18 protein-coding genes are annotated in these 20,320 nt (G+C 75.0%); 7 read left to right on the top strand and 11 right to left on the bottom strand.

Annotated features, from left to right (window positions below):
- Positions 1 to 46: 46 nt before the first annotated feature.
- Entirely contained in the window at positions 47 to 1,417 is a 1,371-nt protein-coding gene (locus tag ACIQI7_RS05765) for an FAD-dependent oxidoreductase (RefSeq protein ID WP_401105494.1), read from the bottom strand.
- 122 nt (positions 1,418 to 1,539) lie between these two features.
- On the opposite strand from ACIQI7_RS05765, the gene ACIQI7_RS05760 reads away from it, so the two are divergent.
- A complete protein-coding gene (locus ACIQI7_RS05760) occupies positions 1,540 to 1,899 on the top strand; it encodes an ArsR/SmtB family transcription factor (protein WP_401105492.1) in 360 nt (119 codons plus the stop codon).
- A gap of 84 nt (positions 1,900 to 1,983) precedes the next feature.
- Here ACIQI7_RS05760 and arsB read toward each other — a convergent pair whose 3' ends face one another.
- On the bottom strand, positions 1,984 to 3,096 hold the full coding sequence (gene arsB, locus ACIQI7_RS05755) for an ACR3 family arsenite efflux transporter (protein WP_401105688.1): 1,113 nt from the start codon (positions 3,094 to 3,096) through the stop codon (positions 1,984 to 1,986).
- Entirely contained in the window at positions 3,090 to 3,395 is a 306-nt protein-coding gene (locus ACIQI7_RS05750) for an ArsR/SmtB family transcription factor (RefSeq protein WP_401105490.1), read from the bottom strand. The genes arsB and ACIQI7_RS05750 overlap by 7 nt, the downstream gene beginning before the upstream one ends.
- Positions 3,396 to 3,533: 138 nt before the next feature.
- On the opposite strand from ACIQI7_RS05750, the gene ACIQI7_RS05745 reads away from it, so the two are divergent.
- Together ACIQI7_RS05745 and ACIQI7_RS05740 are read left to right on the top strand one after the other, a co-directional pair.
- Positions 3,534 to 3,965: an arsenate reductase ArsC gene (locus ACIQI7_RS05745; RefSeq protein WP_401105488.1), complete on the top strand. Its 432-nt coding sequence runs from the start codon at positions 3,534 to 3,536 to the stop codon at positions 3,963 to 3,965.
- Between the two features lie 98 nt (positions 3,966 to 4,063).
- Positions 4,064 to 4,684 carry an L-threonylcarbamoyladenylate synthase gene (locus ACIQI7_RS05740; RefSeq protein ID WP_387751633.1) on the top strand — a complete coding sequence of 207 codons (621 nt, stop codon included), beginning with the start codon at positions 4,064 to 4,066 and terminating at the stop codon, positions 4,682 to 4,684.
- Between the two features lie 215 nt (positions 4,685 to 4,899).
- Here the strand turns inward: ACIQI7_RS05740 and ACIQI7_RS05735 are convergent, their stop codons facing one another.
- Entirely contained in the window at positions 4,900 to 7,644 is a 2,745-nt protein-coding gene (locus ACIQI7_RS05735; protein ID WP_401105486.1) for a helix-turn-helix transcriptional regulator, read from the bottom strand.
- Positions 7,645 to 7,995: 351 nt separating this feature from the next.
- Here ACIQI7_RS05735 and ACIQI7_RS05730 point away from each other — a divergent pair, with 351 nt between their 5' ends.
- Positions 7,996 to 8,955 (top strand): helix-turn-helix domain-containing protein, encoded by a 960-nt coding sequence (locus tag ACIQI7_RS05730; RefSeq protein ID WP_401105484.1) that lies wholly within the window; start codon positions 7,996 to 7,998, stop codon positions 8,953 to 8,955.
- Between the two features lie 112 nt (positions 8,956 to 9,067).
- Here the strand turns inward: ACIQI7_RS05730 and ACIQI7_RS05725 are convergent, their stop codons facing one another.
- Both ACIQI7_RS05725 and ACIQI7_RS05720 read right to left on the bottom strand, forming a co-directional pair.
- Positions 9,068 to 9,217, bottom strand: coding sequence for a hypothetical protein (locus ACIQI7_RS05725; protein ID WP_401105482.1), 150 nt, complete (start codon positions 9,215 to 9,217; stop codon positions 9,068 to 9,070).
- A gap of 332 nt (positions 9,218 to 9,549) precedes the next feature.
- Positions 9,550 to 10,890, bottom strand: coding sequence for a cytochrome P450 (locus tag ACIQI7_RS05720; RefSeq protein WP_401105479.1), 1,341 nt, complete (start codon positions 10,888 to 10,890; stop codon positions 9,550 to 9,552).
- Between the two features lie 346 nt (positions 10,891 to 11,236).
- Between ACIQI7_RS05720 and ACIQI7_RS05715 the strand changes: the two genes are divergently transcribed.
- Positions 11,237 to 13,354: a tetratricopeptide repeat protein gene (locus ACIQI7_RS05715; protein ID WP_401105477.1), complete on the top strand. Its 2,118-nt coding sequence runs from the start codon at positions 11,237 to 11,239 to the stop codon at positions 13,352 to 13,354.
- Here ACIQI7_RS05715 and ACIQI7_RS05710 read toward each other — a convergent pair.
- Positions 13,282 to 14,118: a helix-turn-helix domain-containing protein gene (locus ACIQI7_RS05710; protein WP_401105475.1), complete on the bottom strand. Its 837-nt coding sequence runs from the start codon at positions 14,116 to 14,118 to the stop codon at positions 13,282 to 13,284. The two genes, ACIQI7_RS05715 and ACIQI7_RS05710, sit on opposite strands and share 73 nt — an antisense overlap.
- Before the next feature lie 148 nt (positions 14,119 to 14,266).
- Positions 14,267 to 15,037, bottom strand: a complete 771-nt coding sequence (locus ACIQI7_RS05705; protein ID WP_401105473.1) for an SDR family NAD(P)-dependent oxidoreductase — start codon at positions 15,035 to 15,037, stop codon at positions 14,267 to 14,269.
- Positions 15,038 to 15,190: 153 nt separating this feature from the next.
- On the opposite strand from ACIQI7_RS05705, the gene ACIQI7_RS05700 reads away from it, so the two are divergent.
- Positions 15,191 to 15,853 (top strand): NADPH-dependent F420 reductase, encoded by a 663-nt coding sequence (locus ACIQI7_RS05700; protein WP_401105471.1) that lies wholly within the window; start codon positions 15,191 to 15,193, stop codon positions 15,851 to 15,853.
- A gap of 1 nt (position 15,854) precedes the next feature.
- On the opposite strand, the gene galK is transcribed toward ACIQI7_RS05700, so the two are convergent.
- Together galK and galT are read right to left on the bottom strand one after the other, a co-directional pair.
- Positions 15,855 to 16,982, bottom strand: coding sequence for a galactokinase (gene galK / locus ACIQI7_RS05695; RefSeq protein ID WP_401105469.1), 1,128 nt, complete (start codon positions 16,980 to 16,982; stop codon positions 15,855 to 15,857).
- Positions 16,979 to 18,100 (bottom strand): galactose-1-phosphate uridylyltransferase, encoded by a 1,122-nt coding sequence (gene galT / locus ACIQI7_RS05690; RefSeq protein ID WP_401105467.1) that lies wholly within the window; start codon positions 18,098 to 18,100, stop codon positions 16,979 to 16,981. The genes galK and galT overlap by 4 nt, the downstream gene beginning before the upstream one ends.
- 105 nt (positions 18,101 to 18,205) lie before the next feature.
- Here galT and ACIQI7_RS05685 point away from each other — a divergent pair, with 105 nt between their 5' ends.
- Entirely contained in the window at positions 18,206 to 19,042 is an 837-nt protein-coding gene (locus tag ACIQI7_RS05685; protein ID WP_401105465.1) for a DeoR/GlpR family DNA-binding transcription regulator, read from the top strand.
- Here the strand turns inward: ACIQI7_RS05685 and ACIQI7_RS05680 are convergent.
- A complete protein-coding gene (locus ACIQI7_RS05680) occupies positions 19,039 to 20,166 on the bottom strand; it encodes a LacI family DNA-binding transcriptional regulator (RefSeq protein ID WP_401105463.1) in 1,128 nt (375 codons plus the stop codon). The two genes, ACIQI7_RS05685 and ACIQI7_RS05680, sit on opposite strands and share 4 nt — an antisense overlap.
- Between the last annotated feature and the right edge of the window lie 154 nt (positions 20,167 to 20,320).

Here is a 20,320-nt window from a genome sequence, read left to right as displayed (position 1 = left end):
CAGAACCGCTCGGCCGGGCAGGACCGCCCGGCCGGGCACGGGCCGGTCAGCAGCCGCCGCCGGCCGAGCAGGACCCGCCGACGGGGGCGGAGCCGAGCGTGATGGGCTCGGGTGCGGCGGCACTGCCGCAGCAGCCGCCCTGGTCCCCGGCGGGTTCGTCGTAGAGGCCCGCGCCGCCGCAGACGCCCGTCTCGGGGAGGGTGAGTTCGACGCGGGCGGCGGCCTCGTGGTCGCCGGCGAGCGCCGCGGCCACCGAGCGGACCTGCTCGTATCCGGTCATCGCGAGGAACGTCGGGGCGCGGCCGTAGGACTTCATGCCGACGAGGTGGACGTCCTTCTCGGGATGGGCGAGCTCGTTCGCGCCGTGGGGGTAGACGGTGCCGCAGGAGTGCTGGTTGGGATCGATCAGCGGGGCGAGTGCGACCGGGGCCTGGAGGCGGTCGTCGAGTCCGAGCCGCAGCTCGGTGAGGAAGGACAGGTCGGGTCGCAGGCCGGTCAGTACGACGATCTCGTCCAGGCCCTCGGCGCGGTGGCCGTCCTCGGAGACCAGGGTCAGCCGGCCGTCGGCGGCCCGTTCGACGGCGGCGGTGCGGAATCCGGTCAGCGCGCTGGCGTGGCCGCCCTCGACGGCGGCCTTGGCGGCGAGGCCGAGGGCGCCGCGGGCGGGGAGCTGGTCGGTGCTGCCGCCGCCGAAGGTGGAGCCGGTGATGCCGCGCCGCAGCACCCAGACGACGTGGGTGCCGGGCTCCTCCTTCGCGAGGGCGGCGAGGTGGGCGAGGGCGGTGAACGCGGAGGCGCCGGTGCCGACGACGGCGGTGCGCCTGCCCGCGTACCGGGCCCGGACGGACGGGTCCGCGAGGTCGGGGACGCGGTAGGAGACGCGGTCGGCGGCGGCGCGCTCGCCGAGGGCGGGCAGGCCGTCCGCGCCGAGCGGGTTCGGGGTGGACCAGGTGCCGGAGGCGTCCACCACCGCGCGGACGAGGAAGCGCCCCTCGCCGCCGTCGGCGCGGGTCACGTGGACGGTGAAGGGCTGCTCGTCGCGGCCGGCGTCCACGATGCGGTCGCGCCCGGCACGGGCGACGCCGGTCACCCGGACGCCGTAGTGGACCCTGTCACCGAGAGCGTCGGCGAGGGGCTGCAGGTACCGCTCGGCCCAGTCGCCGCCGGTCGGGTACGCGGCGCCGTCGGGCCGGGTCCAGCCGGTGGGGGTCAGCAGCTTCTCCGCGACGGGGTCGACGACCTCCGCCCAGGGCGAGAACAGCCGCACGTGCGACCAGGAGCGCACGGCGGTGGCAGCGGACGGTCCGGCCTCGAGGACGAGCGGCTCGAGGCCGCGCTCCAGGAGGTGGGCGGCGGCGGCGAGGCCGATCGGGCCGGCGCCGATGACGAGGACGGGCAGGGCGGTGTCGGAGGTCATGGCGGTCTTCTCCCCTTCGTCGGGCGGAGGGCGCGGCCCGCCGTCCACCTGATTCGACAGACGTCGATATGCTGACAGCTCCGACCTTGCCACCGGGATTCGATGGATGTCAACATAGACGCATGTCGAATTCGAGGGTTGAGCTGCCGGTCGTCGCGCCGGAGGTCGTGCCGTGCTGCCCGCCGCTGACCGCGGCGGAACTGTCCGAAGCCGACGCGGCGAGGATGGCGGCGATGTTCAAGGCCCTGTCGGACCCGGTGCGCCTGCGGCTGTTCTCCAAGGTCGCCTCGCACGAGGGCGGGGAGGCGTGCGTGTGCGACATCCAGGACGTCGGCGTCTCGCAGCCGACCGTCTCGCACCACCTGAAGAAGCTGCGCGAGGCCGGCCTGCTCGCCTCCGAGCGGCGCGGGACGTGGGTGTATTACCGGGTCGAGCCGTCCGTGGTGGCCGGCCTGGCCGCCCTGCTCGACCTGAACCGCTGACCCCGCGCCTCCCGGAGGACGTCCGCCGCCCATCGCGCGGCGGGCGACCTGCCCGCGCGGCCCCGGCGTTCGCGCGGCGGGTCGTCAGTCCGCGGGGGCGAACCTCCTGCGCCGGGCCAGGGAGACGCGGACCAGGGCGATCAGGACCGGGACCTCGATCAGCGGGCCGACGACGCCGGACAGGGCCTGGCCGGAGGTGACGCCGAAGGTGCCGATCGCGACCGCGATGGCGAGTTCGAAGTTGTTGCCGGCCGCGGTGAACGCGAGCGTCGCGGTGCGGTCGTAACCGAGGCCGAGGCCCTTGCCGAGGGCGAAGGCGCCGAACCACATGATCGCGAAGTAGGCCAGCAGCGGCAGCGCGATCCGGGCGACGTCCAGTGGCCGGGAGGTGATCGTCCCGCCCTGGAGGGCGAAGAGGACCACGATCGTGAACAGCAGCCCGTACAGCGCCCAGGGGCCGATCCTCGGCAGCACCTCCGCCTCGTAGCGCTCGCGGCCGAGCCTCCTCTCGCCGAGGCGGCGGGTGAGGAAGCCGGCGACCAGCGGGACCCCGAGGAAGACGGCCGCGTTGAGGGCGATCCTCCCCGTGGAGACATCGAGGTGCCGACCCTGGCCGAGGCCCAGCCAACCGGGCAGCAGGTCGAGGTAGAACCAGCCGAGCACACCGAACATGACGACCTGGAACACGGAGTTCAGGGCGACGAGGACGGCGGCGGCCTCGCGGTCGCCGCAGGCGAGGTCGTTCCAGATGACCACCATGGCGATGCAGCGGGCGAGACCGACGACGATCAGGCCGGTGCGGTACTCCGGAAGGTCCGGCAGGAGGATCCACGCGAGGGCGAACATCACCGCCGGACCGACCAGCCAGTTGACCACCAGCGAGGAGGCCATCAGCCTCCGGTCGCCGGTGACGGCGTCGAGCCGGTCGTAGCGGACCTTCGCCAGGACCGGGTACATCATGACCAGCAGACCGAGCGCGATCGGCAGGGAGATCCCGCCGATCCCGACCTCGGCGAGGGTGTCGTTCAGGCCGGGGACCAGGCGGCCCAGGCCGAGGCCGACGGCCATCGCGGCGAGGATCCACACCGCGAGGTAGCGGTCGAGGAAGGACAGCCCGCCGGCGACCGACGCCGGTTCGGGCCCGGTGGCCGGCGCGGGTTCGGTGGCCGACGCGGGTTCGGTGCGGGAAGTCAACAGGACCTCTTCGTGCCGGCGTTGGCACGGGCGGTGGAGGCGAGGTCGGCGAACTGCCCCGACAGCGACTCCAGCACCTCGGGCCTGAGCCGGTAGTACGTGAACCGGCCGCACGGCTCCGTGTCCACCACCCCGGCCTCCCGCAGCACCTTGAGGTGGTTGGAGAGGTTGGTCTGGCGGGCGCCGGTCTCCTCCACCAGGTGCGTGGTGCACAGGGTCTCGCGGGCCAGCAGGGTCACGATCCGGAGCCTGAGCGGGTCGGACAGCACCCGCAACAGATCAGTGTCGACTGACATCACCATGGACTGATACTTTCACACCGACCGGGGCTGACACCAGCGGCGACCGACCGTCCCGCCGCCGACGCCCGACCGCCCCGGCCACCGTCGAGGAACCGCCCCGGGCCGGACGCCCGGCACCGAACGAAGGACCGCCCACCCGTGACCGCCGCGCCGCTCGCCTCCGTGCTGTTCGTCTGTGTCCACAACGCCGGCCGCTCCCAGATGGCCGCCGGCTTCCTCACCCACCTCGCCGGCGACCGCGTCGAGGTGCGCTCCGCCGGCTCCGCCCCCGGCCGCGAGGTCAACCCGGCGGCCGTCGCCGCGATGGCCGAGGTCGGTATCGACATCTCCGACCAGAAGCCGAAGATCCTCACCGTCGAGGCCGTCCACAGCTCCGACTACGTCATCACCATGGGCTGCGGCGACGCCTGCCCCTACTTCCCCGGCAAGGAGTACCTCGACTGGAAACTGGACGACCCGGCCGGCCAGGGCGTCGAGGCGGTCCGCCCGATCCGCGACGCCATCAAGGCCCTGATCGAGCAGTTGGTCGCCGGCATCGACGCCAAGGCCGCCGCAGCCGAGGAGAGCTGACCTCGTGAGCCGTCCCCGGCGCCGCCCCGCGCCGGCGGCCGGTCGCGACGCGCCGCGGCTGCGCCCGTCGACCGCCGGCATCCCGTAGGGTCGGCCAGATGGCGAAGTACTTCGACGTGCACCCCGACTCCCCCCAGCCGCGCACCATCGGCACCGTGGTCGACAGCCTCCGCTCCGGGGCCCTCATCGCGTACCCGACCGACTCCTGCTTCGCGCTGGGCTGCCGGCTGGACAACCGCGACGGCCTCGAACGGATCCGGTCGATCCGGCGCCTCGACGACCGCCACCACTTCACGCTGATGTGCGTGGACTTCGCGCAGCTGGGGCAGTTCGTCCAGCTCGACAACGCCGTCTTCCGCGCCGTCAAGGCCGCGACACCGGGCAGCTACACCTTCATCCTCCCGGCCACCAAGGAGGTGCCGCGCCGCCTGATGCACCCGAAGAAGAAGACGGTGGGAGTCCGGATCCCCGACCACGCCGTCACCAGGGCGCTGCTCGCCGAGCTCGGGGAGCCGCTCCTGTCCAGCACCCTGGTCCTGCCCGGCGACGACGAACCGATGACCCAGGGCTGGGAGATCAAGGAGCGCCTCGACCACGTGCTGGACGCCGTGGTGGACTCGGGCGACTGCGGCACGGAACCGACCACTGTCGTCGACTTCTCCGGCGGCGCGCCGGAGATCACCCGACGGGGGGCCGGCGACCCGTCGCGCTTCGAGTGACGGGCCGGGCGCACCCGGGGGGCCGCCTCGACTCCGCTTGACGTACGGCGGCCTGCGGCCGTTCCCGAGGCCGGGAACCGGAAGCCGCGGCGGCCGGCCCGGGGAACGCCGCCCCGTCCCGGCCGGCGGAGGCGCGGTGGACCGCCGGCCCGGTCGGCGGCCGCCGCCGAGGCGGTGCCCGCCCGGGCACCGACCGGGCACCGACCGGGCCGCGCTCAGTCCGCGAGCTTGTCGCTCAGCTGGCTGCGGGAGGTGATCCCGAGTTTCGGGAAGATCCGGTACAGGTGGGTGCCGATCGTCCGGGGCGACAGGTGCAGCTGACGGCCTATCTCCTTGTTGGACAGGCCTTGCGCCGCCAGCTGGGCGATCTGGACCTCCTGAGGCGTGAGCAGGTCCCGGCCGACGGGGCTCTGGCTCCTGCTGCCCTCGCCGGCCGAGCGGAGCTCCTGGGCCGCCCGTTCCCGCCAGGGCTCCACGCCCATGGCCGCGAAGGACTCCCGGGCCGTCCGCAGCGGATTGCGGGCCTCCGTCACCCGGCGGCGGCGCCGGAGCCAGGTGCCGTAGGCGAGCATGAGCCGGGCGCGGACGAAGGGCGTCCGGGACATGTCCAGGTCGAACGCCGACCGGAAGTGCTCCTCGGCGTGCTCGTCGTCGGCGAGCAGCGCCCGGGCGAATCCCAGGTTCACCCGGACCGTCTGGACCTCGCTCGCCCCGGCGGACGCGACGAGCTGTCGCAAGGCGGTCCTCGCCAGGGCTCGCTGCTCGTCGCCGGTGGCCGCCTCGGCCAGCTCCGTGATCGCCATGGTCTGCATGAACGGGTGGTAGGAGGGATCGGCCGGGTCGAAGACCCGCCAGACGCAGGAGAACGCCTCGGCGTGGTGGCCCGCGGCGAGGCCGATGAGGCCGCGCGTGATCTGGACGTACGCCAGCTTGGAGGGGTCGACCACCGTCAACCCCTGGCCCTCCGCCTCGCCGATCGCGGCCAGCGCGGTGTCCAGGTCTCCGCGCAGGGCGGCGAACTGCGCCGTCGCCACCCGTGCGCCGGTCAGCCAGCGCGGCTGCGCGTTCTCCTCGGCCAGCCGTGCCGCCTCGGCCGCCGCCGGGAGTCCGGTCTCCCGGTCGACGGTGTGCACGGTGGCGAGGGCGAGGAACACCAGGCTCTGGGCCAGCGGGCCCAGACGCCCCTGCCGGCGCAGGCCGTCCGCCGCGTGGCGGACGAACCCGGTGACCTGGTCGTAGGCGTTCACCATGATGGCCGCATTGGCCAGGGCGGCGGCGGTCAGGACGTCGTACCCGCCCTCGCGTTCGAGGCGCCGCAGCCGGTCGAGCACCGTCGCCGACGCCTCCACCGGGGCGGCGCCCGCCAGCGTGCACACCAGGTCCGGGTGGAGTTCCGGCACCGGCAGCCGCTCGGCGGCCGCCACGACCCGCTCCCGCACGTCCCGCCCCGGGTCCGCCCACCAGCAGCGCCGCGCAGCCGCGCGCAGCAGCCGCAGGGCGAGTTCGGGATCGCCCGCCTCGGCGGCCTGCTCCGCCGTGGCGATCAGCAGGTGGAGCCGGGACGTGCGCGTGTCGGACTCCGACTCGAGCCAGTCGCGCAGCAGGACCACGCGGGCTCGCTCCAGCCCGGCCGGGCCCAGGGATTCGGCCTGCTGCACCAGATCCGACGCGCGACCCGTCTGGCCGAGTTCGAAGCGCAGTTCCGCGGCACCGAGGAGGCGGGCCACCCTTCCCGCGGGGGCCTCGCTCAGCGCGGTGGCACGTTCCAGTGCGGTCAGGGCCGTCGCGGGGGCACCGAGTTCCCGCGCGTCGAGAGCCGCCTGGTCCAGTTGCCGTGCCACCGCTTCGTCGGGTCGGCCGCCGGCCGCGGCCCGGTGCCACGCCTGCCGGTCGGGCTGTCCCCGCAGGGTGCGGGCGAGCGCGCCGTGGGCGGCCAGACGGTCCGCGAGCGAGGCCGACCGCAGAACGGCGGAGCGCAGCAGGGGGTCGGTGAAGTCGGCCCGGAGCCTGTCGATGCGCACCAGGCCGGCGGCCATGGCGGGCTCCAGGGAGCCCGCGGACACCTCGGTGCCGGTCAGGGCCGACGCCGCGGCGAGCACCTCGGCCAGCGCACCGTCCTCGGCGGTGGCCGCGACCAGCAGCACACGGTGCGTCTCGGACGGAAGACCGGCCAGCCGCGAGGAGAAGGCGCGTTCGAGCCGGGCGGTGAGGGGAAGCTCCGGCGACGCCGGGGAGTCCGACGGCACCCCGTTCGTCCCCAGGGCGACGGGCAGCTCGATCAGTGCGAGGGGGTTGCCGGCCGACATCTCCGCCACCAGGCGGCGCGTCCCCGGTGCGAGACCGGGGTTGCGGGCGTCCAGCAGGGCGTCGACCGCGCCCCGGTCCAGGGGCTTGAGGTGGAGTTCGTCCAGGTCGGGGGCGCCCGGCCACGCCGTACGGTCCTCGCGGACGGCGACGAGCAGGCCGAGGGGCGCGGAGCCGACGCGGCGTGCGAGGAACCCGAGGACGTCCAGGGTCGGCGTGTCCATCCACTGGGCGTCGTCCACGACCAGCAGCACGGGAGCCTCGGCGGCCGCGTCGCCGAGCAGGCCGAGGACGGCCAGGGCGATCACGAAGAACCGGGCACCTGAGGCGCTGTAGGACGGATCCGCCATGCCGAAGGCGCCGAGCAGCGCCTGTGCCTGCGCGGAGGGAAGGCGCGAGACGCGCCCCGTCATGGCGTGGGTCAGCTGGTGCAGCCCCGCGAACGGCAGATCGGTCTCGGACTGGACACCCGACGCCCTGAGGACGGTGAACCCCGAGGCCCTGGCGCGGGCGACGGCGTGGTCCAGGAGGGCGGACTTGCCGATCCCGGGAGCCCCGCGCAGCAGCAGCGCGTCGCCGCGTCCGGGGAGCCCGTCGACCAGTTCGTCGACGACCGACAGCTCGGCCTCCCGGCCGAACAGTCCGGAGCCTGACATCCGATGTTCCTCTGCGCCCGCGCCAACGTCCTGACCTGGACCGTTGCAGTGTACGTGCGCGCAGAGCACCGCCGGAACGCGCCGGGAACCGTGTGTCCGGCACCACACCGCCCGCAGTCGCTTCGCAGTCATCCGGCCGCCGACGTAAGTCATCCGGTGTTCCATGCTGGATGCGCCGGCGGGCCGACGATTCGCCCGCCGGCCGGTCCGGACACGCGGCCTGGGCGAGTGGGCCCATGACCTCCGTGACCGGCACCGCCGAGGTACCGGACGGCCTGCGACGGATCGCCCGTGGCACCGTCCGGGGCCCGGTGTCCTGATGCCCCTTCGACCTGACCTGAGAGGAACCCGGTGTCCGCATCATCTCTCTCCACCGCCTTGCTGTCCGCCTCCGACCGGGCGGAGAGCTGGCACGACGCCGTGTCCCACGCCTTCGTGCCGATGGCGGTGAGCCTCCTGGAGGAGGTGCCCTCGCCCGGTGAGATCGTCGGCCACCGGCTGGGCCCGGTGCGGATATCGAGGGTCCAGGCCGGGCCGCAGGTGGTGACGCGCAACAGGCGCCTGATCGCCGACGGCGACTCGCCGTCGCTCATCGTCAGCCTGCAGGAGCGGGGCACCGCGATCAAGGAGCAGGACGGGCGGGAGGCGCTCGTCCGGCCCGGCGAGTTCTCCATCACCGACACCTCGCGGGTCTTCCGGAAGACGCTCGAGGACGACTTCGTCTTCACCTCCTTCCACTTCCCCCGCACGGAACTGGACGTGCCGGAGAAGGACCTGCGGGAACTCACCGCGACGGTGTTCAGCGGGGCCGAGGGCAGCGCCGCACTGCTGGGGACCTACCTGTCCAGGATGGCGCGCGAGGCACCGGGGCTGGACGAGGCCGTCGGGCGCCGGGCCGCGGCGACGGCGCTCGACCTGCTGGCACTCCTGGTCGACGACCGGCGCGGGCGCGCCCGCACGCGGGGCTCGCGGACCGCGGCCTCGCTGGAGCGGGTCAAGGACCACATCCTGCGCCACCTCCGCGATCCGGACCTGTCTCCGTCGGGGATCGCGGAGGCGAACTTCATGTCGGTGCGCCTCCTCCACAAGCTGTTCCAGCAGGAGGGCGTCACGGTCGGCGGGTGGATCCGGACGCAGCGGCTGGAGCGCTGCAGCCGGGACCTCCTGCGGCCGCTGGCCGGGGAACTCGGCGTGGCGGGGATCGCCCGACGGTGGGGCTTCGCCAACTCCAGCCATTTCAGCCGCGCCTTCCGCGACGCCTACGGCATGACACCGAGGGACTGGCAGATCAGCGGCAGGCCGGCGGAGTGACGCCCACCGTGCGCCCGGTCGCAATCCTCCGGCCGCTCACGTGGACGCCGGTGGCGGCGCACCGCCGGGCACCACCCGAGGTGGCGCATCGACCGTGGACCGGCTCGGGGTGTCAGAGCTCGTCGCGGCTCCAGTCCCCGTTGTCGGCGTGGGGGACCCCCATGGTCAGCCGCACGTACCGGCGCAGGGTGGCGTTGTTGTCGATCAGCCCGACCTCCGGGATCCGCAACGGGACCGCGGCCGCGGGGTTCCTCCCGTTCAACTGCCGGTCCGATCGGACCACCGGACAGGCCGTGGAGGCGCAACGCGGTACAGCACACGCCGGATGCCTACTGACGATCAAGTTCATTTATGCTGACATACTTTGACGATTCGTCAGCTTACTGGTGCAGACCGCTGCACAGGACCGGTACCGGAAGTCGTCGCCGCACTCCGGAAGACCCGGTGCTCGCCGCCGGGCCTCCACAGCCGTGCAGGATCCGCACAGCCGCAGGCGCTGACGGTCAAGTCGGCCGCGCGTCCGGCCTGCCGCTCAGCCGGCCGCGGGAGGAGGTGCTGCCGGGGAACCGGCCCCCTGCCGACGTCGTACGGCAGTCACCGGTCCACCACCGTACGGCCGGCGGAATGCCCTCCCCGGCGCCAGCGGACGGGCAGGCTCTTCAACCCGTTCTGGAAGTTGGAGACGAGCCGCGTCGGCGGCACGCCCGCAGTGAGCTCCAGGTCGGGCAGCTCGGCGACGACCCGCCGGAGCAGGGCCGACATCTGGATCCTGGCGAGTTGTGCTCCCACGCAGAAGTGCGGGCCGAAACCGAAGCTGACGTGGTCGTTCGGCGTACGGGTGATGTCCAGGCGGTCCGGTTCGGCGAACACCGATCCATCGCGGTTGGCGGAGGCGTGGTACACGACCACCTTGTCACCGCGGCGGATCGGCTGCCCCCCGAGTTCGACGTCCCGCGCGGCGGTGCGCCGGAACTCCATGACGGGCGGCCAGAACCGCAGCAGCTCCTCCACCGCCGACGCGACCAGGTCCGGCCGTCGGCACAGCAGACGGTACTGGTCGGGGTGGGTGAGCAGGGAGTACAGCCCACCCGGCAGACCGTTGCGCAGGGTCTCGTTGCCGGCCACCGCGAAGAGGAAGAACATCGTCTCGAACTCGGCGACGCTCAGCCCGGCTTCCCGCATCCGGGCCACGATGCTCCCGGGCGGCGGCTGTTCGGCCAGGGCGTGCGCGTAGGCGAACATGTCCGCGAGGGCGGCGCGCGAACGCGGGTTGACCGGGCGGCCGTCGGGGGTGGTGAGCGCCTCCGGGCGGCGGGCCAGCGCGGCCCTGCCGAGGTCGGTGAGCCGGGACGGGTCGGCGGTGCTGGACCGGGCGTGGTCGGGGTCCTGGTAGCCGATGACCCGGTTCGACCAGTCGACCAGCAGCTGGCGGTCCTGCTCGGGCACGCCGAGGATCCGGGCGAGCGTCCACACGGGCAGGTCGGCGGCGAGCGGCACGAAGTCGGCCTCGCCGCGCGGGCGGACGGCGGCGACGAGTTCGGCCGCCCGCCGCTCGATGCCCGCGCCCAGCTCCCGGAGCGCCCGCGGGGTGAACGCGGCCGCGACGGCCCGGCGCAGCCGGGAGTGGTCGGGCGGGTCCTGGTTGAGCATCATCGCCCGGGCGAACTCCAGGTCCGCCGGCGTGTCGGGGTCGCGGATCTGGGTCGCCCCCAGGTGCGAGGAGAAGTCCCCCGGGCTGCGCAGCACGTGCTTCACGTCCGCGTGCCGCAGCACCGCCCAGTACCCCGGCCCGCCGGGCCAGCCACCGACGGGCGGCTCCTCGACCCGACAGACGGGAGCGGACTCCCGCAGCTCCCGGAGGAGTTCGTACGGCACGCCGCAGGCGTAGGTGTCCGGGAGGAAGATCTGGTTCACGTACGCCTGGTCGAGGGTCACGTGCACGGACGGTACGGCAGGCCCGCCACGATGTCATGGACGGCGGCGAGTTGGTCGCCCCCCGGCGGGCCGGCCGGGCCCGGCCGGTCGCCGACCTGGGCGGCTACTTAGCGGCCTGCCCCCGGACCGGAACGGCGCGGCCCGGGGGCCCCCGCCCCCCGCGGGCCCGGCCCCCCCCGGCCGGCGGCACAAATGAAAACAACCCCAACCCCGGGGGCGGGGGGCCGGCGGGGCCGGGCGGGGCCCCCCCGGGGGGGGCAATTTGGGGCCCGCCCCCGGCCCCGCACGGCCGGGGCGGGCCCCCCCCCCCCCCGGGCGGCACGGCAGCGCCGTTCCGGCTTCCATAATGGAAGCCACGACAACGCGGGGCGGTGGGGGCGAGCACGTGCAGCAGGGGTGGCGGGTCCGGAACGGGATCGACGGCGGGACCGTCAACGGCGATGCCTTCCAGGCCGGGGAGATGACCTTCAACCAGTACCCCGCGCCGACGGCCGAGGTGCGGTGGCCGATGGTGATCGGGCGGATCCCGCCGAAGGCGACGGCCTTCCAGCCCCGCGCGGAGCTGCGGCGGGAGATCGACGAGGCGCGCGGGGAGTACGGGACCGTCGTGCTGAGCCAGGTGCTGGCGGGCGGCGGGGGCGTCGGGAAGTCGCAGCTGGCGGCGCACTACGCGCGCGAGGCGATCGACGCGGGCACCGACCTGGTGCTGTGGGCCGACGCCGCCGAGCCGTCCGCCGTGACGGACCTGTACGCCCGGGCCGCGTCGGCGGTCCGGGCACCGGGGGCGAGCGGCGAGGCCGAGCAGGACGCCGAGCGCTTCCTGGCCTGGCTGGCCGCCACCGAGCGCGGCTGGCTGATCGTCCTCGACAACACCACGGAGCACACGCCCGAGCAGCTGTGGCCCGCCACCAGCCGGGGCGGCCGGGGCCGGGTCATCGCGACCACCCGGCACCGGGGCGCCGCCAGTACGGGCGGAGACCGGATGCTCGTGGACGTCAGCACGTACTCCGCCGCCGAGTCGGCCGCCTACCTGCGGGAACGGCTGGAGCGGGCGAAGTGCGCCCGCTTCCTGGACGAGCACGCGGAGGAACTGGCGCAGGAGCTGGGGCACCTGCCGCTCGCGCTGGCGCACGCGGCGGCCTACATGGTGAACACCCGGCGCAGCTGCGGCCGGTACCTGGAGCTCTTCCGCGACCGCTCGCGCAGCCTGGACGCCGTCCTGCCGGCCCGCTCCGGTGCCGACGGTTACCGGGGCCCGGTGACGGCGGCGCTGCTGCTGGCGCTGGACGCGGCACGGCAGGAGGAGCCGGTCGGGCTGGCCGGGCCGGTCCTCCGGCTGGCGGCGCTGCTCGACCCGGCCGGGCATCCGGAGGAGTTGTGGCGCACGGAGCCGGTGCTCCGGCACCTCGGCGGCGTTCGCGGCGCGCCCGTCACGGCGGAGGACGCGTTGGACGCGCTCGCTGTGCTGCACAACTACAGCCTGGTCACCCTCACGGAGACCGCCGGCCGGGAGGTGACCCTGCACGCGCTCACCGCGCGGGCGGCCCTCGACATCGGTTCCGGGAGGCGACTGTCCACCCACGTGGCCGCCGATGCCCTCCTCGAACTCTGGCCGGCTGCGGACTACAGCGCGGCCGGTCTGGCGGCGGCCCTCCGGGCCAACGCCGACGTGCTCGCCGGGCACGGCGCGGCCGAGCTGGTCCAGCCGTCCCTGGGGATCCACCCGCTGCTGTTCCGGTGCGGACTCAGCCTCGTGGAGGCCGGCCTGTACTCGACCAGCATCCAGCACTGGCTCGGCCTCGCCACCACGAGCGGGCGCGTTCTGGGCGACGACCACCCCGACACCCTCACCGCCCGCAACAACCTCGCGCACTCGTACTGGGAGGCCGGACGCACCGACGACGCGATCACCCTCCAGGAGCAGGTCCTCGCCGACCGCCGGCGCATCTTCGGCGCCGACCACCCCGTCGTCCTCATGGCCCGCCACAATCTCGCCGCCAGCTACTCGGACACCGGCCGCGTCGACGACGCGATCACCCTCCAGGAGCAGGTCCTCGCCGACCGCCGGCGCGTCCTCGGCGCCGACCACCCCGACACCATCACGGCTCGCAACAATCTCGCCGCCAGCTACTCGGACATCGGACGCGTCGACGACGCCATGAGCCTCCAGGAGCAGGTCCTGGCCGACCGCCGGCGCGTCCTCGGCGCCGACCACCCCGCCACCCTGCTCGCCCGCCACAGCCTGGCCGTCATCTCCTGGAACGCCGGGCGCCCGGACCGGGCGGTGGAGATGATCCGCGAGACGGTGGAGGATCTCGACCGCGTCCTCGGACCGGACCATCCGTCGACCGTGCTGGCCAGGGAGAACCTGCTCGAAGTGACCCGGGGCCCTCAGCCCGACGCCGCCCAGGACAGCAGCAGCCGCAGTCCGTCGTCCGACGGCGAGCCCGGGTCGGCGGTGTAGGTGACCAGGGCCTGGCCGGGGTCGTCGGCGGGGCGGAGGGTGTCGTAGGCGAGGTCCAGGGTGCCGGCCAGGGGGTGGCGGAAGGCCTTCCGGCCCGAGGTCTTGTCGGCGACCGGGTGCTCGGCCCACATCTGCTGGAACTCCCCGCTGCCCAGGCAGAGTTGGCCGACGAGTCCGGCGAGCAGCGGGTCGTCGGGGCGGCGGCCGGCCTCCAGGTGGAGGAAGGCGACGTTCTCCCGGGCGCAGGTGGCCCAGTCGGCGTAGAGCTCGCGGGAGGACGGGTCGAGGAAGGTGATGCGGGCGATGTTGCGGTCCTCGACGGGCAGGGCGCCGTAGTCGCCGAAGAGCGCCACCGCGGCGCGGTTCCAGGCCAGGATGTCCATCCGGTGGCCCATCACCACGGCCGGGGTGTCGTGGAGTCGGGCCATCAGGTGCAGCAGGGAGGGGCGCGGCTGCTGGCGGGCGGCGGGGCGCCGGGGGCGGGCGGCGGGGCGGGCGAGGCGGTGGAGGTGGCCGGACTCGTCGGGTTCCAGGCGCAGGGCGCGGGCCACGGCGTCGAGGACGGCGTCGGAGGGGTTGCCGACCCGGCCCTGTTCGAGCCGGGTGTAGTAGTCGACGCTGACTCCGGCGAGGTGGGCGAGTTCCTCGCGGCGCAGCCCGGCGACGCGGCGGCGGCCGCCGTAGTCGGGGAGGTCGACGTCCTCGGGCCGCAGGCGGGCGCGGCGGGTGCGGAGGAATTCGCTCAGGGCGCTGCTCGGGTTCACGGTACGGATTGTCGCCCGGACGGGCGCCTCCGTGCCTGGTCCTGCCAGGACCAGGCACGGGCGGCCACCGCACGGGCGGGCACCCGGCGGACACGGCAGGGGCGGGCACCCGACGGGGCGGTCGGCGCCGGGCACCCCGGGGGAACGGTCAGCCGGTCAGGGACGGGAAGGCCGGGACGAGGCCGCCGTCGATCACGACGTCCTGGCCGGTGATGTACGAGGAGCGCTCGGAGAGCAGGAAGGCGACCGTCTCCGCGACGTCCTCGGCGGTGCCCAGCCGGCCGAGCGGGACGTGGCCGCGGATCGGCTCGTGGTCGGCCGGGTCGGGGACGGCCGCGTGGAACATCTCGGTGACGATGTAGCCCGGGCTCACCGAGTTCACCCGGATGCCGCGCCCGGCCAGTTCGCTGGCGAGGGTGCGGGCGAGGCTGAGCACGGCGGCCTTGGTGGCGGCGTAGACGGCGGCGCCGGGCAGCCCGCGGTGCGGGGTCCAGGAGGCGTTGAGGACGACCGAGCCGCCACCGGCCGCGGCCAGCAGCGGCAGGGCGTGCTGGACGGTGAAGAAGACGCCCTTGAGGTTGGTGGCGACGATCCGGTCGAACTCGGCCTCCGCGACCTCCTCGACCGGATGGAAGCCGGCCACGCCCGCGTTGGCGAAGACGCCGTCGAGCCGGCCGTACCGCTCCCGCACGGTGTCGGCGAGCCGGGCGAGGTCCGCCGGTACGGAGGCGTCGGCGCGGACGGCGAGCAGCCTTTCGCCGGCGTCGAGCGTCGCCGCGGCGCGGGCGAGCCGGGCGTCGTCGCGGCCGGTGATCACGACCCGGGAGCCGGCGGCGAGCAGGTGGCGGGCGGTGGCGAGGCCCATGCCGCTGGTGCCGCCGGTGACGAGGACGGTGGAGTTCGAGGAAGTGGAGTCCATGGCGTCCACCCTCGCGACCCGCGCCGGGCGGGTACCAGGCCCGCTCCGACCCTGGGTCCGGCAGAACCACCCGGCCGACCGGGAATCGGAGCGGCCGTACGGTGGTTGGCCCCAGGCGACGGTCCAACACGGCACTCGCGAACGGGGCTTCCCATGAAGATCGGCATCATCGGCGCGGGCAACATCGGCGGCAACCTGACCAGGCGGCTGACCGCGCTCGGGCACGACGTCTCGGTGGCCAACTCCCGCGGCCCGGAGACGCTCAAGGACCTGGTCGAGGAGACCGGCGCGAAGGCGGTGACGGTCTCCGAGGCGGCCCGCGGGGCGCAGGTCGTGGTCGTCACCGTCCCGCTGAAGAACGTGCCGGACCTGCCCTCCGGGCTGTTCGCCGAGGCCGCCGAGGGCGTCGCGGTGATCGACACCGGCAACTACTACCCGAAGGAGCGCGACGGCCGGATCGACGCGATCGAGGACGGCGGGCTCACCGAGAGCCGCTGGACGGAGCAGCACCTCGGGCACCGGGTGGTCAAGGTGTTCAACGGCACGTACGCGCAGGACCTGCTGGAGCGCCCGCGCCCGGCGGGGGACCCGGAGCGGCTCGCGGTGCCGGTCGCCTCGGACGACGAAGCGGCCAAGCGGGTGGTCCGGGCGCTGGTCGACGAGCTGGGCTTCGACACCGTGGACGCGGGCGGGATCGACGAGTCCTGGCGCCAGCAGCCGGCCACCCCGGTGTACGGGCTGCGCGCCGGGGTCGAGGAGGTGACCCGGGCGCTCGCGGAGGCTTCCCCGGAGCGCCCGGCGGCCCACACGGCCTGAGTCAGCGGAGCCGGCGCGCCCCCTCCGCCGGGACGGCGGTGAGGGTGCGCGGCTCGGCGTACCCGGCTTCCCGGAACGCGGCGGTGGCTCCGGCGGCGACGCGCTCGGCGGCGTCCGCGTCCACCAGGGCGATGACCGAGCCGCCGAAGCCGCCGCCGGTCATCCGCGCGCCGTGGGCGCCGGCGGCCAGGGCGGCCTCGACGGCGAGGTCGGTCTCCGGGCAGGAGACCCGGTAGTCGTCGCGCAGCGAGGCGTGCCCGGCGGTGAGGACCGGTCCGAGCGCGGTGAGGTCGCCGGCGTCCAGCCGGGCGACGGCGGCCTCCACCCGGGCGTTCTCGGTGACCACGTGCCGCACCAGCGGGCGCAGTTCCTCCGGCAGTCGGGCGAGCGCACCGGCCAGCCCGGACGGCTGGAGCGAGCGCAGCGCGGGCAGCCCGAGCTGGGCGGCGGCGCGTTCGCAGCCGGCCCGCAGCGCGGCGTAGGCGCCGTCGCCGAGGTCGTGCTTCACCCGGGTGTCCAGGACCAGCAGGGCGAGGCCGGCGCCCGCGAGGTCGACCGGCACCTGACGTGCCGTCAGGTCACGGGTGTCCAGGAAGAGCGCGGACCCGGGGCGGCAGCACATCGAGGCCATCTGGTCCATGATCCCGCAGGGCACGCCGACGAAGGCGTTCTCGGCCCGCTGGGCCAGGACGGCCAGGTCCGCGGCCGGAAGGCCCAGCCCGTACAGGTCGTTGCAGGCGGTGGCGACGACGCACTCCAGCGCGGCCGAGGAGGAGAGCCCGGCGCCACTGGGCACGTCGCTGTCCAGCCGGACGTCCGCCCCGCCGACCGGGTGTCCGGCCTCGCGCAGCGCCCACACCACCCCGGCCGGGTAGCCGGCCCAGCCGGGCACCGCGCCGGGGGCGAGGTCGTCGACCCGGAGCACCATGAGTTCGCCGCCCTGGGCGGACCAGAGCCGCAGCAGCCCGTCCTCCCGGCGGGCGACCTGGGCCCGGACGGTCTGCGGCAGGGCGACCGGGAGGACGAACCCGAGGTTGTAGTCGGTGTGTTCGCCGATCAGGTTGACCCGGCCGGGGGCGGCCCACTCCCCCTCGGGGGCACGGCCGAACAGCTGCTGGAAGGAACTCATGCCGCGACCTCCCGCAGCCGACGGGCCGCGTCCTCGGGGGCGACGTCGTTGACGAAGGCGTCCATCCCGGACTCCACCCCGGCCAGGTACTTGAGCTTGTCGGCGGTGCGGCGGACGGTGAACAGCTCCAGGTGCAGGGCGAGTTCGTCCCGCTGACCGGCGGGGGCCTGGTGCCAGGCGGAGATGTACGGGGTCCGGCCGGTGCCGAAGAGCCGGTCGAAGCGGCGCAGCAACTCCAGGTAGAGGGAGGGGAACTCGTCCCGCTGGCCGGCGTCCAGGGCGGTCAGGTCGGGCACCCTGCGGTGCGGGTACAGGTGCACCTCGTACGGCCAGCGGGCGGCGAACGGGACGAAGGCCGTCCAGTGCTCTCCGGCGAGCACGACCCTGCCGCCGTGGGCCCGTTCGGCGGCGAGCAGGTCCTCGAAGAGGTTGCGGCCGGTGGCGGCCCGGTGTTCGGCGGCGCGGACGGCCATCCGGGCGGTGCGCGGGGCGGTGAAGGGCAGGGCGTAGACCTGGCCGTGCGGGTGGGCGAGGGTGACGCCGATCTCGGCGCCTCGGTTCTCGAAGCAGTAGACCTGCCGCACGCCGGGCCGGGCGGAGAGTTCGGCGGTGCGGTCGGTCCAGGCGTCCAGGACCAGCCGGGCGCGCTCGGGGGTGAGGTCGGCGAAGGAGGCGTCGTGGTCGGCGGTGAAGCAGACCACCTCGCAGCGTCCGGCGCCGGGGCCGCTGGTCCACAGGCCCTCGGCCGCCCGGACGGGCTCCGCGGGCGGCCCGGCCAGCGAGGGGAAGCGGTTCTCGAAGACGGCCACCTGGTAGTCGTCCGCCGGGATCTCGCTGAGCCGGCCGTCCCGGGACGGGCAGAGCGGGCACTCCTCGGCCGGCGGCTGGTAGGTGCGCGCCTGGCGGTGGGCCGCGATGGTGACCCAGTCGCCGGTGGCCGGGTCCAGCCGGACCTCGGAGCCGGGGGCCTGCGGGTCGAGCGGCCGTTCGTCCACGGCGTCGCGGGGGGCGGCGGCGCCGCCGTCGTAGTAGATCAGCTGCCGACCGTCCGCGAGGGTGGTCACGGTCCTGACGGTGAGGCTGACGGGGGTGGGCTGGGTCAGGGACGTCCCGGGCATGGCCCTTCTTCCTCTGAGTGGAGCCGTTGGAATCAACAGAAAGCTACAATCTCAAACATTATCCACCAGGACCACTCACCAGAGGTGGTCGAAGGAGGCGTCCCGATGGCTGACAGCGCCCAACCGCTCGCCGGGCAGCGCCGCGTGCTGATCCTGGAGCGGATCCGCGCGCGCGGCGGGGTCCGGGTCACCGAACTGGTCCGGGACCTCGGGGTGTCCGACATGACCGTCCGGCGCGACCTGGACGCGCTGGCCCGCCGCGGCTTGGTGCACAAGGTGCACGGCGGCGCGGTCCGGGTCGAGGCGCCGGCCACCGGCGAGCCCGGGTTCGAGACCAAGGCCCACTGGGAGCTGCCCGCCAAGGACGCGATCGCCCGCGCCGCGGCGGCGCTCGTCCCGCCGGGTTCGGCGGTCGGACTGGCCGGCGGAACGACCACCTTCGCGGTCGCCCGGCACCTGCGCGCCGTCGAGGGCCTCACCGTGGTCACCAACTCGCTGCGGATCGCCGAGCTGCTGGAGCAGCCCGCCGAGGACGGCACCCCGGCCACCGCCACGGTGATCCGCACCGGCGGCGTCCGGACCCCCTCGGACGCGCTGGTCGGGCCGGTGGCCGACCAGGCGATCCGCTCCCTGCACGTCAACCTGCTGGTCCTGGGCTGCCACGGCCTCTCCCCCGAGGCCGGACTGACCACCCCGAACCTGGCCGAGGCGGAGACCAACCGCGCCTTCCTCCGGTCGGCCCGGCGGGTCGTGGTGGTGGCCGACCACACCAAGTGGAACTCGGTCGGCCTGGCCTCCTTCGCCGACCTGGACCAGCTGGACGTCCTGGTCACCGACGACGCCCTGCCCGCCGAGCAGCGGGCGGCCGCCGCCCGGCTGGTCGGCGAGCTGATCGTGGCGGCGCCGGCGGACCGCCCCGACCGGCCGGGCGGGGCGGACTAGCCGGGCGGGAGGGTCCGGCCGGTCCCGCCGGAGCGCCCCGAACTCCCGCGCACCACCAGCTCGGTGGGCAGCTCCAGCCCGTGGGCCGGCGCCGCCTCGCCGCGCACCTGGTCCAGCAGCCGGTCGACCAGCGCCGTGGCGATCGCCCGCAGCGGCAGCCGGACCGAGGTCAGCGCGGGATGGAGGTGCCGGCAGAGCGGCGTGTCGTGGAACCCGGTGACGGCCACCCCGTCCGGCCCGACCGCCAGCCCCTCCGCCCGGACGGCCTCGTACGCGTCCAGCGCCAGCAGGTCGCTGCCGGCCGCGAAGGCGGTGGGCCGGTCCGGTCCGCCCAGCAGCGCCCGGACGGAAGCCGCCACGGCGGCGCCGCTCGCCGCCGAACCGGTCCCCGGACCCGTCTCCGCCGCGTCCGTCGTGACCGCGTCCGCCATCACCGCGTCCGCCGTGACCGCGGACAGGCCCAGCCGGTGGGCCTCGGCGAGGAACCCGGCCCGCCGGGCGGCCATCCAGGGCAGCTCCTCGGCGCCCCCGAGGTAGCCGATCCGGCGGTGGCCGAGGGCCGCGAGGTGCCGCACCACCCCGGCCATCGCCGCCTCGTTGCCGATGTCCACCCAGTGCTGGGGCTCGCCGGGCCCGGTCCGCCCGAAGCTGACGAACGGCACGCCGAGCCGGGCCGCATGGGCGATCCGGACGTCCTCGCGCAGGACGTCCGCCAGCACCAGCCCGTCCACCTGACGGGCCGCCACCAGCTCGTCGATCGCGGCGACCGGGTCGGCCGCGCCCTGCCCCGGCCGGAACAGCAGCACCCGCTGCCCCGCCGCCCCGGCCGCGTCCACCAGGGCCTCCAGGAAGCCGGCCATCAGCGGGTTGGGGTCGAGCGGGTCGTCCACCGGAGCGAGGTAGCCGATGGTGCGCCGGGCGCCGCTGCGCAGCGAGCGGGCCGACTGGTCGGGCTGGTAGCCGAGTTCGCGGATCGCCGCGTTCACCCGCTCCAGCGTCTCCGGGCGGACCCGCCGCGGCGCGTTCAGCGCGTTGGAGACGGTCTGTCGGGAGACCCCGGCCGCCCGGGCGACCTCCTCGATCGTGGTGGCGCCGCGGCGCGGCCGGTGCGGTCCCTCGGGCATGCGGTTCTCCAGGGGTGGTCGGGGGTGGGGGGGGGGGGCGGGGCCCCGCCCCCCCCCCCCCCCGGGGGGGGGCCCGGCGCGGGGGCGGCCGCGCCGGGGGGGGGGGGGGGCCCGGGGCCCCCCCCCCCCCGCCGGCCCCGGGGAGCGGGCCCCC

The organism is Kitasatospora sp. NPDC092039 (assembly GCF_044756065.1).
Lineage (GTDB): Bacteria > Actinomycetota > Actinomycetes > Streptomycetales > Streptomycetaceae > Kitasatospora.
This window is presented reverse-complemented; position numbering and strand designations above follow the sequence as displayed.